The following is a 15070-nucleotide window of genomic DNA, read 5'->3' on the forward strand; positions in this document are numbered from 1 at the left end:
CGGCGTGCTCCCCAAGACCCTGCACGCCGACGAGCCGTCCCCGCACATCGACTGGTCCTCCGGCGGCGTCCGGCTGCTGAACGAGTCCCGCGACTGGACGCGCCGCGGCGAGGAACCCCGCCGCGCCGGCGTGTCCTCCTTCGGCGTCAGCGGCACGAACGCCCACGTCATCCTCGAAGAGGCCGCCCCGGCCGACCTGCCGGCGGCCCCCTCCCCCGAGGACGGCGGCGCGCCCGTGCCGTGGATCCTCTCCGGCCGCACCCGGGCCGCCCTGCGCGAGCAGGCCGCCCGCCTCCTGGACCACGTCCGGGACGGCGCCGCGCCCGCCTCCACCGGCTTCTCGCTGGCCACCACCCGCACCGCCCACCCCGTGCGCGGCGCGGTCGTCGCCGCCAAGCACGAGGAGTTCCTCGCCGGGCTCGCCGAGCTCGCCGAGGGCGACACCACCGGCGTCACCGCCGCCGCGGGCGCGGACCGCCCCGTCTTCGTCTTCCCCGGCCAGGGCTCCCAGTGGGCCGGCATGGCCGTGGAACTGTACGACTCCTCCCCGGTGTTCGCGGCCCGCCTGGAGGAATGCGCCCAGGCCTTGGCCCCGCACACCGACTGGTCGCTGCTCGACGTGCTCCGCCAGAAGGACGGCGCGCCCGGCTTCGACCGCGTCGACGTCGTCCAGCCCGCCCTGTGGGCCGTGATGGTGTCCCTGGCCGAGCTGTGGCGCTTCCACGGGGTGCGCCCGGCCGCCGTCCTGGGCCACTCGCAGGGCGAGATCGCCGCCGCCGCCGTCTCCGGCGCCCTGTCGCTCCAGGACGCGGCCAAGGTGTCCGCGCTGCGGGCGAAGGCCATCGTGGCGCTGGCCGGCAAGGGCGGCATGGTGTCGGTCGCGGACGTCGCCGACGCCGTCGCCGAACGGATCTCCGCCTGGGGCGACCGGCTCGCGCTCGCCTCCGTCAACGGCCCGCGGTCCACGGTCGTCTCCGGAGACCCGGAGGCCCTGGACGAGCTCCTCGCCGCCTGCGAGGCCGACGGCGTCCGCGCCCGCCGCATCAACGTCGACTACGCCTCCCACTCCGCGCAGGTCGAGTCGATCCGCGACGAGGTCATCGGCCTCCTCACCGGGATCGAACCGCGCACCGCCGAGGTCCCCTTCTTCTCCACCGTGACGGGGGAGTGGGCCGACGGCTCCGAGCTGGACGCCGAGTACTGGTACACCAACCTGCGCACCACCGTCCGCTTCGAGGACGGCGTCCGCAGCCTCCTGGCATCCGGCCACGGCCTGTTCGTCGAGGCCAGCGCCCACCCCGTCCTCACCATCGGCGTCCAGGAGACCATCGACGCCGCCGACGCCCCGGCCGCCGCCTCCGCCGTCACCCTCGCCACCCTGCGCCGCGACGAGGGCGGCCCGCAGCGCTTCCTCACCTCCCTCGCCGAAGCCTGGACCCGCGGCGCCACCGTCGCCTGGCCCACCGTCTTCCCCGAGGGCGCGCAGCGCGTCGACCTGCCCACGTACGCCTTCCAGCACCGCCCCTACTGGCTCGACGCCGCACCCGCGGACCCGGCGGCCCCCGCCCCCGCCGCGCACGGCGGCGACGAGACCGACGCCGCCTTCTGGGCGGCCGTCGACAGCGGCGACCTGGCCCCCCTCGGCGTCGGCGCCGACCAGCCCCTCGGCGAGGCCCTGCCCGCCCTGGCCGCCTGGCGCCGCACCCGCCGCGAGAAGTCCGCGATCGACTCCTGGCGCTACCGCACCGTGTGGACCGTCGCCGAGACCGCCGCCCCGCAGCTCACCGGCACCTGGCTCATCGTGGAGTCCGAAGGCGGCGACGACGCGCTCGCCGCGGCCGCCGCCGACCGCCTCGCCGCCCAGGGCGCCCGCACCGTCCGCATCCCCGTCGACGTCTGGGCCGCCGACCGCTACACCCTCGCCCAGCAGCTCCACCAGGAACTCACCGCCGAGGGCGAGGACCGCGTCACCGGCATCCTGTCCCTGCTGTCCCTCGACGAGCGGCCCCACCCCGACCACCCGGAACTCCCGCTCGGCCTGGCCGGCACCGTCACCCTCGTGCAGGCGGTCCTCCAGGTCCGCGAACTCGCCGAGTTCGACGCCCCCCTGTGGGCCCTCACCCAGGGCGCCGTCTCCGTCGGCGACTCCGACCCGCTCACCAGCCCCGTCCAGGCCACCGTCTGGGGCCTGGCCCGCGTCCTCGTCCAGGAGCACCCGCGGCTGTGGGGCGGCATCGTCGACCTGCCGCAGCAGCCCGACGAGGAGGCCTGGAAGCGGCTCGCCGGCATCCTCACGGAGCCCGGCGACGAGGACCAGCTCGCCGTACGCTCCTGGAACGTCCTGGTCCGCAGGCTGGTCCGGGCCCCGCTCGGCGACACCGAACCGGCCCGCACCTGGCAGCCGACCGGCACCGCCCTCATCACCGGCGGCACCGGCGGCCTCGGCGCGCAGACGGCCCGCTGGCTCGCCCGCGCCGGCGCCGAACACCTGCTGCTGATCAGCCGCAGCGGACCCGACGCCCCCGGCGCCGACGCCCTGCACGCCGAACTCACCGCGCTCGGCGCCCGGGTCACCATCGCCGCCGCCGACGTCAGCGACGCCACCGCGCTCGCCGCCGCCATCGACGCACTCCCCGCCGACGCCCCGCTCACCTCCGTGTTCCACACCGCCGCCGTCCTCGACGACGGCATGGTCGACTCGCTCACCCCCGACCGCATGGAACGCGTCCTCGCCGTCAAGGCGCGCGGCGCCCTCAACCTCCAGGAACTGACCCGCGACAAGGAGCTGACGGCCTTCGTCCTGTTCTCCTCCTTCGGCGCCGCCTACGGCTCCGCGGGCCTGGGCAACTACACCCCCGGCAACACCTTCCTCGACGCCCTCGCCGAGCAGCGCCGCGCCCTCGGCCTGCCCGCCACCGCCGTCGTGTGGGGCACCTGGGAGGGCAGCGGCATGGCCGACAACGGCGTCGGCGAACGCGCCCGCCTCCAGGGCGTCTGGGAACTCCCCCCGGAGCTCGCCACCGCCGCGCTCCAGCAGTCCCTCGACCACGAGGAGACCAGCCCCGTCATCATCGACATCCGCTGGGACAGCTTCTCGCTGGGCACCAACACCGAACGCGACAGCCCCCTGTTCGAGATGGTCCCCGAGGCGGCGAAGCTCCTCGCCCAGGCCGAGGCCACCGCCGCCGCCGAGGCCGAGGCCGCCGACGGCGCCGCCGACGCCCTGCTGCACCGGCTCACCGGCCTCCCGCCGGCCGAGCAGGACCGCGTCCTGCTCGACCTGGTCCGCAAGCAGGCCGCCTCCGTCCTGGGCCACGGCACCGCCGGGCCGGAGGCCCTGGCCGCCGTCGGCCCCCAGCGGGCCTTCCGCGAACTGGGCTTCGACTCCCTCAGCGCGGTCGAACTGCGCAACCGGCTCGGCACCGCCACCGGCCTGAGCCTGCCCTCCACCCTGGTCTTCGACCACCCGACGCCCGTCGAGCTCGCCGCCCTGCTGCGCACCGAACTCCTCGGCGACACCGACGGCGTGGACCCCCTCCTCGACGAGATCGACCGGCTCGGCGGCGCCCTGGCCGCGGCCGCGCAGGCCGGCCCCGAGGACCGCGGCCGGATCAGCGGCAGGCTCCACGCGCTGCTCGCCGCCTGGAACGCCACCGGGGCGGACGCGGCGCCCGCCCCCGACGCCGACCTCGACGCGGCCTCGGACAGCGAGCTCTTCGACCTGCTCGACGACGAGTTGGAGACGCAGTGACCCCGCGCCCGCAACGACCGCGCCGTGTTGGCTTCCCGTTCCCGGTAGGTGAGTGACGTTGAGCACGAACAATGAAGACAAGCTCCGCGAATATCTGAAGCGGGCCACCGCCGACCTGCGCAACGCGCGCCGGCGCGTCAAGGAGCTCGAAGAGCCCGAGCCCGTGGCCGTCGTCCGCATGGCCTGCCGCTTCCCCGGCCGGGTGACCACCCCCGAACAGCTGTGGGACCTCGTCGCCGACGGCCGCGACGGCATCGGCGGCTTCCCCGAGGACCGCGGCTGGGACCTCGACGCCCTCTACGACCCCGACCCCGACCGGATCGGCACCTCGTACACCAAGCAGGGCGGCTTCCTCCAGGACGTCCCCGGCTTCGACGCGCAGCTGTTCGGCATCTCGCCGCGCGAGGCCCTCGCCATGGACCCGCAGCAGCGGCTCCTGCTGGAGGCCTCCTGGGAGGTCCTGGAGCGCGCCGGATACGACCCGACCTCGCTCAAGGGCAGCCGCACCGGCGTGTTCGTCGGCGCCTCCTCCTCCAGCTACGCCACCGACCTCGACTCCGTCCCCGACGACGTCGAGGGCTACCTCGGCACGGGCAGCGCGGCCGCCGTCGTCTCCGGACGCCTCGCCTACACCTTCGGGCTGGAGGGCCCGGCCGTCACCGTCGACACCGCCTGCTCCTCCTCCCTCGTCGCCCTGCACCTGGCCGTGCAGGCCCTGCGCCAGGACGAGTGCTCCCTCGCCCTGGCCGCCGGCGTCACCGTCATGTCCACCCCGGGCCTGTTCGTCGAGTTCAGCCGCCAGCGCGGCCTCGCCGCCGACGGCCGCTGCAAGGCCTTCGCCGACTCCGCCGACGGCACCGGCTTCGCCGAGGGCATCGGCGTCCTGCTGCTGGAGCGGCTCTCCGACGCCCGCCGCAACGGCCACGAGGTCCTCGCCGTCATCCGCGGCTCGGCGGTCAACCAGGACGGCGCCAGCAACGGCCTGACCGCCCCCAACGGCCCCTCCCAGGTCCGCGTCATCAAGCAGGCCCTCGCCAACGCCCGCGTCACCGCCGCCGACGTCGACGCCGTCGAGGCGCACGGCACCGGCACCACCCTCGGCGACCCCATCGAGGCGCAGGCCCTGCTGACCGCCTACGGCAAGAACCGCCCCGAGGACCGGCCGCTGTGGCTCGGCTCCGTCAAGTCCAACATCGGCCACACCCAGGCCGCCGCCGGCATGGCCGGCGTGATGAAGATGGTCATGGCCATGCGCCACGGCCTGCTGCCCCGCACCCTCCACGTCGACGCGCCCACCAGCCAGGTCGACTGGTCGTCCGGCTCCGTACGGCTGCTGCGCGAACCCGTCGAGTGGACCGCCCGCGACGGCGGCCCGCGCCGCGCCGGCGTCTCCGCCTTCGGCGTCGGCGGCACCAACGCGCACGTCATCCTCGAACAGGACACCGCCCCCGACGGCACCGAAGCCGCCCCCGCAGTCCCCGCCGCCACCCCGGCGGTCCTGTCCACCCCGCTGATCCCGTGGGCCCTCTCCGGCCACACCCCGGGCGCCCTGCGCGCCCAGGCCGACCGGCTGCGCGCCTTCGCCGCCCGCGAGGACGCGCCCGGCCCCGCCGACGTCGCCCACTCCCTGGCCACCACCCGCGCCGCCCTGGAGCAGCGCGCCGTGGTCGTCGCCGTCGGCGACGACGGCTTCCAGGAGGGCCTCGCCGCCCTCGCCGACGCCGCGCCCGGCGCCGCCACCGTCGTCCAGGGCGCCACCCTGCCCGGCTCCGGGACCGTCCTCGTCTTCCCCGGCCAGGGCTCCCAGTGGGCCGGCATGGCCGTGGAACTGTACGACTCCTCGCCGGTGTTCGCGGCCCGCCTCGACGCGTGCGCCCAGGCCCTCGCCCCGCACACCGACTGGTCGCTGCTCGACGTCCTGCGCCAGGAGGACGGCGCGCCCGGCTTCGACCGCGTCGACGTCGTCCAGCCCGCCCTGTGGGCCGTGATGGTCTCGCTGGCCGAGCTGTGGCGGGCCGCCGGTGTCGTCCCGGCGGCGGTCGTCGGGCACTCCCAGGGCGAGATCGCCGCCGCGGCCGTCTCGGGCGCCCTGTCCCTGGAGGACGCCGCGAAGGTGTCCGCGCTGCGGGCCAAGGCCATCGTGGCCCTGGCCGGCAAGGGCGGCATGGTGTCCGTCGCCGACACCGCCGACGCCGTCGCCGAACGCCTCTCCGCCTGGGGCGAGCGCCTCGCGCTCGCCTCCGTCAACGGCCCCCGCTCCACCGTCGTCTCCGGAGACCCGGAAGCCCTCGACGAGCTGACGGCGGCCTGCGGGGCCGACGGCGTCCGCGCCCGCCGCATCAACGTCGACTACGCCTCCCACTCCGCGCAGGTCGAGTCGATCCGCGACGAGGTCATCGGCCTCCTCGCCGGGATCGAACCGCGCACCGCCGAGATCCCCTTCTTCTCCACCGTCACCGCCGGCTTCGTCGACGGCACGGAGCTCGACGCCGAGTACTGGTACACCAACCTGCGCACCACCGTCCGCTTCGAGGAGGCCGTCCGCGCCCTCCTCGCCGAGGGCCACGGCGTCTTCGTCGAGGCCAGCGCCCACCCGGTCCTCACCATCGGCGTCCAGGAGACCATCGACACCACGGCCGCCGCCGCCGTCACCCTCGGCTCCCTGCGCCGCGACGAGGGCGGCCCGCGCCGCTTCCTCACCTCCCTCGCCGAAGCCTGGGTCCACGGCGCCGCCGTCGACTGGGCGGCACTCGTCGCCCCGCACGCCCCCCGCCCCGTGGAACTGCCCACCTACGCCTTCCAGCAGCAGCGCTACTGGCTGGAGGCGGCCGCGCCCGCCGAGCCGGCGGGCGGCACCCCGCCCGCCGACGAGACCGAGGCACGCTTCTGGGACGCCGTCGAACGCGAGGACCTCGAAGCCCTCGCCGGCACCCTCGACCTGGAGGAGCGCCGCTCCCTCGGCGAGCTGCTGCCCGCCCTGTCCTCCTGGCGGCGCCGCCGCCGCGAACGCTCCACCGTCGACTCCTGGCGCTACCGCGTCTCCTGGGACCGCCTCCCGGAGCCCGCGCCGGCACCGCTGACCGGCACCTGGCTCGTCGTGCTGCCCGCCGACCCCGCCCACGAGTCCCTCGCCGCCGACTGCGCCGCCGCGCTCGCCCGGCACGGCGCCCCGACCGTGACCGTACGCGCCACCGGCACCGACCGGACCGCGCTCGCCGAACTGATCCGCACCGCCGTCTCCGCCTCCGGGATCACGGGCGTCCTCTCCCTCGCCGGCCTCGGCGCCGACGGCGCCCTGCACGCCCTCGTCCTCGCCCAGGCCCTCACCGACGCCGGCGTGACCGGCGCCAGGCTCTGGACGGTGACCCGCGGCGCCGTCTCCACCGGCCGCTCCGACGACGCCCCCGACCCCGCCCAGGCACAGGTCTGGGGCCTGGGCCGGGTCGTCGCACTGGAACAGCCCCGCGGCTGGGGCGGGCTCGTCGACCTGCCGCAGGACGCCGACGAACGCGCCCTGACCAGGCTCGTCCAGATCCTCGCCGGAGGAGCCGGAGACGAGGACCAGATCGCCGTCCGCGGCTCCGGCACCTTCGGCCGCCGCCTCGTCCGCGCCCCCCTCGACGACCGCGAACCGGCCCGCGACTGGCGCCCGCACGGCACCGTCCTCGTCACCGGCGGCACCGGCGGAGTCGGCGCCCACGTCGCCCGCTGGCTCGCCGCCGCGGGCGCCGAACGCCTCCTGCTGGCCGGCCGCCGCGGCCCCGACGCCCCCGGCGCCACCGAACTCCTCACCGAGCTCCGCGCCCTCGGCGCCGAGGCCGAAGCCGTGGCCTGCGACGTCGCCGACCGCGACGCGGTCGCCGCGCTGCTGGCCGCCGTACCCGCCGCGACCCCCCTCACCGCCGTCGTGCACGCCGCCGGCGTCCCCCAGTCCACCGTCCTGGAGGACGTCACCCCCGAGGAGTTCGAGCGGATCCTCGCCGGCAAGGCCGCCGGCGCCACCCACCTCGACGAACTCCTCGGCGACACCGAACTCGACGCCTTCGTCCTCTTCTCCTCCAACTCCGGCGTGTGGGGCGCCGCCGGGCACACCGCCTACGCCGCGGCCAACGCCCACCTCGACGCGCTCGCCGAACGCCGCCGGGCCCGCGGCCTCACCGCCACCTCCGTCGCCTGGGGCGCCTGGGGCGGCGGCGGCATCATGGAGACCGCCGGCGCCCAGGAGTACATGAGCCGCCGCGGCGTCCTGGAGATGGACCCGGTGACCGCCCTGTCCGCGCTGCTCCAGGCCGTCGAACACGACGAGGCGTTCGTCGCCGTCGCCGACGTCGACTGGGCGCGCTTCGCGCCCGGCTTCACCGCCACCCGCCCCAGCCCGCTGCTCACCGGCATCCCCGAGGCCCGCGAGGCCACCCGGGCCGTCCGCGCCGACGAGGACACCGACGGACGCGAAGGCCCGGCGGGCGAGTTCGCCCGCCGCCTGCGGCAGGCCCCCGAGGGCGAGCGGGACACCCTCCTGCTCGACCTGGTCCGCCGCGAGGCGGCCGCCGTCCTCGGCCACCCCTCCCTGGACGCGATCGAACCCGGACGCGCCTTCAAGGCCACCGGCTTCGACTCGCTGACCTCCGTCGACCTGCGCAACCGGCTCACCGCCGCCACCGGCCTCACCCTGCCCGCGACGATGGTCTTCGACCACCCCACCCCCCAGGCCGTCGCCGACCTGCTGCGCACCGGACTCCTCGGCGCCGAGGACACCGCCGGCGCGGCCGGCGCCACCACCACCCGGGCCGTCGCCTCCGACGAGCCCATCGCCATCGTCTCCATGAGCTGCCGCTACCCCGGCGGGATCACCTCACCCGAGGACATGTGGCAGCTCGTCGCCGAAGGCCGCGACGCCATCGGCGGCTTCCCCGCCGACCGCGGCTGGAACCTCGACGGCTTCTACGACCCCGACCGCGCCAAGGCCGGTACGAGCTACGTCCGCGAGGGCGGCTTCGTCGACACCGCCACCCACTTCGACCCCGGCTTCTTCGGCATCTCGCCCCGCGAGGCCCTCACCATGGACCCGCAGCAGCGCCTCCTCCTGGAGACCGCCTGGGAGGTCTTCGAACGGGCCGGCCTCGACCCGGACACCCTCAAGGGCAGCAGCACCGGCGTGTTCATCGGAGCCGGATACCCCGGCTACGGCCACGGCGTGCAGATGCCCGAAGGCTCCGACGGCCAGATGCTGTTCGGCGCCTCCGCCGCCGTCGCCTCCGGCCGCCTCGCCTACACCTTCGGCCTGGAGGGCCCGGCCGTCACCGTCGACACCATGTGCTCCTCCTCCCTGACCGCCCTCCACCTCGCCGTGCAGGCCCTGCGCACCGGGGACTGCCGCATGGCGCTCGCCGGCGGCGCGATGGTCATGTGCTCGCCCGGCGTCTTCATCGGCTTCAGCCAGCAGGGCGGACTCTCCCCCTCCGGCCGCTGCAAGTCCTTCTCCGAGGACGCCGACGGCACCGGCTGGTCCGAGGGCGTCGGCGTGATCATGCTGGAGCGCCTCTCCGACGCACAGGCCAACGGCCACCAGGTCCTCGCCGTCATCCGCGGTACGGCCGCCAACCAGGACGGCGCCAGCAACGGCCTCTCCGCCCCCAGCGGCCCCGCCCAGCAGCGCGTGATCCGCGCGGCCCTCGCCGACGCCGGACTCGACCCCGCCGACGTCGACGCCGTCGAGGCGCACGGCACCGGCACCACCCTCGGCGACCCCATCGAGGCCGGGGCCCTGCTCGCCACCTACGGGCAGGCCCACACCGCCGACCAGCCCCTGTGGCTGGGCTCCCTCAAGTCCAACCTGGGCCACTCCCAGGCCGCCTCCGGCGTCGCCGGCGTCATCAAGACCGTCATGGCGCTGCGCCACGGCGTGCTGCCCAAGACCCTCCACGTCGCCGAGCCGTCCCGCGAGATCGACTGGTCCTCGGGCGCCGTGGAACTGCTGACCGAGGCCCGGCCGTGGCCCGAGACGGGCCGCCCGCGCCGCGCCGGCGTGTCCTCCTTCGGCGGCAGCGGCACCAACGTCCACGTCGTGCTGGAGCAGGCGCCGGCCGTCGAGGAACCCGCCCGCGTCCCCGCCGTCCCGGCCTTCCCGGCCGCCGCACTGCCCTGGATCGTCTCCGGACGCGGCACGGCAGCCCTGCACGCCCAGGCCGGCCGGCTGCGGGAGTTCGCCGCGGCCGACGGCGCCGGAGCGCCGCGCCCCGTGGACGTCGCCTGGTCGCTGGCCACCACCCGGGCCGCCCTGGAACGCCGTGCCGCGGTCCAGGCCGACGACCGCACCGGGCTCCTCGCCGGGCTCACCGCCCTGGCCGAGGGCACGCCCGCCGTCGGCGTCACCGAGGGCGCCGTCGTCAAGGGCACCGGCCGCCCGGTGTTCGTCTTCCCCGGCCAGGGCTCCCAGTGGGCCGGCATGGCGGTGGAGCTGTACGACTCCTCGCCGGCCTTCGCCGCCCGCCTCGACGACTGCGAGCGGGCCCTGTCCCCGCACACCGACTGGTCGCTGCTCGACGTGCTCCGGCAGAAGGACGGCGCCCCCGGCTTCGACCGGGTCGACGTGGTCCAGCCCGCCCTGTGGGCCGTGATGGTCTCCCTCGCGGAGCTGTGGCGTGCCGTCGGCGTCGTCCCGGCGGCCGTCGTCGGGCACTCCCAGGGCGAGATCGCGGCCGCCGCCGTGTCAGGCGCCCTGTCCCTGGAGGACGCGGCGAAGGTGTCGGCATTGCGCGCCAAGGCACTGCTCGCGCTGGCGGGCAAGGGCGGCATGGTGTCCGTCGCCGACACCGCCGACGCGGTGGCGGAACGCATCTCGGCCTGGGACGAGCGCCTCGCGCTGGCTTCGGTGAACGGTCCGCAGTCGACGGTGGTTTCGGGTGATCCGGAGGCGCTGGACGAGCTGATGGCGGCCTGCGGGGCCGACGGTGTCCGGGCCCGCCGGATCAACGTGGACTACGCCTCGCACGGGCCGCAGGTGGAGTCGATCCGCGACGAGGTGATCGGCCTGCTCGCCGGGATCCAGCCGCGTACCGCCGAGGTGCCGTTCTTCTCCACCGTGACGGGGGAGTGGGCCGACGGTTCCGAGCTGGACGCCGAGTACTGGTACGCCAACCTCCGCCGCACCGTCCGCTTCCAGGACGCCGTCGCCGGCCTCCTGGAGCGCGGCCACAAGGTCTTCGTCGAGGCCAGCGCCCACCCGGTGCTGACCATCGGCGTCCAGGAGACCATCGACGCCACGGAGACGGCCGCCGTCACCCTCGGCACCCTGCGCCGCGACGAGGGCGGCGCCCAGCGCTTCCTGGCCTCCCTCGCCGAGGCCTGGACCCACGGCGCCCCCGTCGACTGGGACGCCGTCTACGCCGGCCAGGACGCCGCGCGCGTCGACCTGCCCACGTACGCCTTCCAGAACGAGCCCTTCTGGCCCGACCCGCTGCCGCCCTACTCCGGTGACGCCACCGGCTTCGGGCTCTCGGACGCCGGACACCCGATGCTCGGCGCGGCCGTCGGCCTCGCCGGCGGCGAAGGCCTGCTGTTCACCGGCCGGATCGCCCCCGACACCCAGTCCTGGCTCGCCGACCACGCGGTGTCCGGCACGCCGATCCTCCCCGGCACCGCCTTCGTCGAACTGGCCGTCCGCGCCGGCGACGAAGCCGGGTTCACCCTGCTGGACGAGCTCACCCTCGAAGCCCCGCTGGTCCTCCCGGCCCGCGGCGGCGTCCACCTCCAGGTGCTGGTCGGCCCCGACGGCGCCGCCGGCACCCGCCCGGTCACCATCCACTCCCGCGCCGAGGACGCACCCGCCGACCTGCCCTGGACCCGCCACGCCAGCGGTGTCCTCGCCCGGGACGTCCGCGCCCCCGGCCACGACCTGACCGCCTGGCCGCCCGCCGGCACCGAACCCGTCGACCTCGACGGCTTCTACGCCGCCGCGGCCGAGACCGGCTACCAGTTCGGCCCCGCCTTCCAGGGCCTGCGCGCCGCCTGGCGCCAGGAATCCACCGGGGACGTCTTCGCCGAGGTCGCACTGCCCGACAGCCACCAGGGCGAAGCGGCCCGCTACCTCCTGCACCCCGCCCTGCTCGACGCCGCGCTGCACGCCATGCGGCTCGGCCAGTTCATCGAGCTGACCGGCCAGGCCCGGCTCCCCTTCGCCTGGAGCGGCATCTCCCTCCACGCGGCCGGCGCCGGCACCCTGCGGGTCCGCGTCAGCGCGGCGGGCACCGACACCATCGCGGTGGACGTCAGCGACGCCGCCGGCGCACCCGTCGCCACCGTCGATGCACTCGTCCTGCGCCCCGTCGACACGGCCACCCTGCGCCAGGGCGGCGACGGCGCCACCGACGGGCTGTTCCGCCTCGACTGGACGGAACTCCCCGCCGGCGCCGATGCCTCCGCAGCCGGGAACTGGGCCGTCCTCGGCTCCGACCCGGCCGGCATCGCGGCCGCCCTGGAGGGCGCGGGCGCCGCCGTCGACCGGTACGAGGACCTCGCGGCCCTCGCCGCCGCCGACGGCACGGCCCTGCCGCAGACCGTCGTCCTGCCGTACGGGGACCCGGCCGCGGCCCCCGCCCCGGACGGCGCGCTCGACGGGGTCCACGCCGACGCGGCCGCCCTGCTCGCCACCGTGCAGGAGTGGGTCGCCGGGGAACGCTTCGCCGGATCCCGGCTCGTCGTCCTCACCCACGGCGCCGTCGCCACCCGTACCGGCGAGGACGCCACCGGCCTCGCGCACTCACCCGCCTGGGGCCTGATCCGCTCCGCCCAGGCCGAGAACCCCGGCCGGCTCCTGATCGCCGACCTCGACACCACCGCGGAGTCGGCCGCCGCCCTGCGGGGCGCGGTCGCCGCGGCCCTCGTCCACGACGAGCCGCAGACCGCGCTGCGCGCCGGCACCGCCCTCGCGCCGCGCCTGGTCCGGGCCGGCTCGGGCACCGCCCTGCCGGTACCGGACGCCGCCGCCTGGGCCCTGGACACCACCGCCGCCGGAACCCTCGACCACCTGGCCCTGCTGCCCCGGCCCGAGGCGGCCGGACCGCTGCCCGAGGGGGCGGTGCGCATCGCCGTGCACGCCGCCGGCCTCAACTTCCGCGACGTCCTGGTCTCCCTCGGGATGTACCCGGGCGGGGGGTTCATGGGCTGCGAGGCGGCCGGCGTGGTCGTCGAGACCGGCCCGGGCGTCACCCGTCTCGCCCCGGGCGACCGGGTGATGGGCATGGTGCCGTACGCCTTCGGCCCCCTCGCGGTGGCCGACGCGCAGATGGTGGCCCGCGTCCCCGAGGGCTGGTCCTTCGAGAAGGCCGCCTCGGTGCCCGCCGCGTTCCTCACCGCGTACTACGCGCTCGTGGACCTGGCCGGCCTGAAGGCGGGGGAGCGGGTGCTCGTGCACGCCGCCGCCGGCGGTGTCGGTTCGGCGGCGGTGCAGATCGCCCGCCACCTGGGCGCCGAGGTGTACGGCACGGCCAGCGAGGGCAAGTGGGACGCGCTGCGCGCGGCCGGACTCGACGACGCCCACATCGCCTCCTCCCGCGACGCCTCCTTCGAGGAGCGCTTCTGCGCCGCCACCGGCGGCGAGGGCATGGACGTCGTCCTGGACTGCCTGGCCGGGGACCTCGTCGACGCCTCGCTGCGGCTCCTGCCGCGCGGCGGCCGCTTCGTCGAGCTCGGCGCCACCGACGTCCGCGACGCCGGACAGGTCGCCCTGGACCACCCGGGCGTCCACTACCGCCGCTTCGACCTGGCCGAGGCCGGTCCGCAGCGCACCGCCGCCATGCTCACCGAACTGGCGGCCCTGTTCGAGACGGGCGGGCTGCGGCCGCTCCCGACCCGCACCTGGGACATCCGGCGGGCGCCCGAGGCGTTCCGCTTCATGAGCCAGGCCAAGCACACCGGCAAGATCGTGCTCACCGTCCCGCAGGGCTGGGACCCGGACGGCACCGTCCTCATCACCGGCGGCACCGGCACCCTGGGCGCGCTGCTCGCCAAGCACCTCGTCACCCACCACGGCGTACGGCACCTGCTGCTCGCCGGCCGTCGCGGCCCCGACGCCCCCGGCGCGGCCGAACTCGTCGCCCAGATCGCCGATTTGGGCGGCACGGCCGAGGTGGTGGCCTGCGACGCCGCCGACCGCGACGCCTTGGCCGCGCTCCTCGCCGCCATCCCCGCCGACCGGCCGCTGACCGGCGTGGTCCACGCGGCCGGGGTCGTCGACGACGGCGTCTTCGCCTCGCTCACCCCGGCGCGCATGGAGCGCGCCATGCGGCCCAAGACGGACGCCGCGTGGAACCTCCACGAGCTCACCCGCGACCTGGACCTGAGCCGGTTCGTGCTCTACTCCTCGGCCGCGGGCGTGACCGGGAACTCCGGCCAGGCCAACTACGCCGCCGCCAACACCTACCTGGACGCCCTCGCCCACCACCGCCGGGCCCAGGGCCTGCCCGCCACCTCCCTCGCCTGGGGCATGTGGCACCAGACCAGCGAGCTCACCGCCGGCCTCGACGACACCGACCTGGCCCGGTTCAGCCGCGGCGGCGTCACCCCGCTCACCGCGGAGCAGGGCCTCGCCCTGTTCGACGCCGCCGTGGACCAGGACGAGGCGCTGAGCGTCCCCGTCCGGCTCGACCCGGCCGCGCTGCGCGACTCCGCCGGCGGGGCCGGACTGCCCGCGCTGTACCGCTCCCTCGTCCGCACCCCGGTGCGCCGGGCCGCGGGAGCTGCCGCCGCTGCGGAACCCGACGGCTCCGCGCTCCTGCGCAAGCTCGCCGGGCTCTCCGCCGAGCGCCGGCGGGGCGTGCTGCTGGACCTCGTACGGACCAACGTGGCAGCCGTCCTCGGCCACTCCGGCACCGGATCCGTCGAGGCCGACCGGGCCTTCAAGGAGCTCGGCTTCGACTCGCTGACCGCCGTCGAACTGCGCAACCGGCTCGGCGCGGCCACCGGACTGCGGCTGCCCGCGACCATCGTCTTCGACCACCCCACCCCGGTCGAACTCGCGGACCACCTCCGGGACGAACTCGCCCCGGAGACCGCGGCGACGGACACCGCGGCCGGCCCGACGGGTACGGACGCACCGGTCGACGAGGCACACCTGCGGCGGGCCCTCGCCACCCTCCCGCTGGCCCGGCTCAGCGAAGCGGGCGTCCTCGACACGCTGCTGCGGCTGGCGGGCAGCCCGGCGGCCGAAGCGCCCACGTCCGACCACACCGGGGCACGGGAGGACTCGATCGCCACGATGGACCTCGACGATCTCGTGTCCCTGGCCCTGGACGGCGACCACCACTGATACGCGAAGACGAG

2 protein-coding genes are annotated in these 15070 nt (G+C 76.2%); both read left to right on the top strand.

Features of this window, described 5'->3' with window-relative positions:
* On the top strand, nucleotides 1-3751 hold a 3751-nt coding region (locus tag SSNG_RS37140), incomplete at its 5' end, for an SDR family NAD(P)-dependent oxidoreductase (protein WP_129593445.1).
* A gap of 52 nt (nucleotides 3752-3803) precedes the next feature.
* The gene (locus SSNG_RS37145; protein WP_206731445.1) at nucleotides 3804-15056 is read left to right on the top strand and encodes a type I polyketide synthase; all 11253 of its coding nucleotides are present in this window, start codon (nucleotides 3804-3806) and stop codon (nucleotides 15054-15056) included.
* Nucleotides 15057-15070: the final 14 nt, after the last annotated feature.

It is taken from the genome of Streptomyces sp. C, from assembly GCF_000158895.1.
GTDB classification, from domain to species: domain Bacteria; phylum Actinomycetota; class Actinomycetes; order Streptomycetales; family Streptomycetaceae; genus Streptomyces; species Streptomyces racemochromogenes.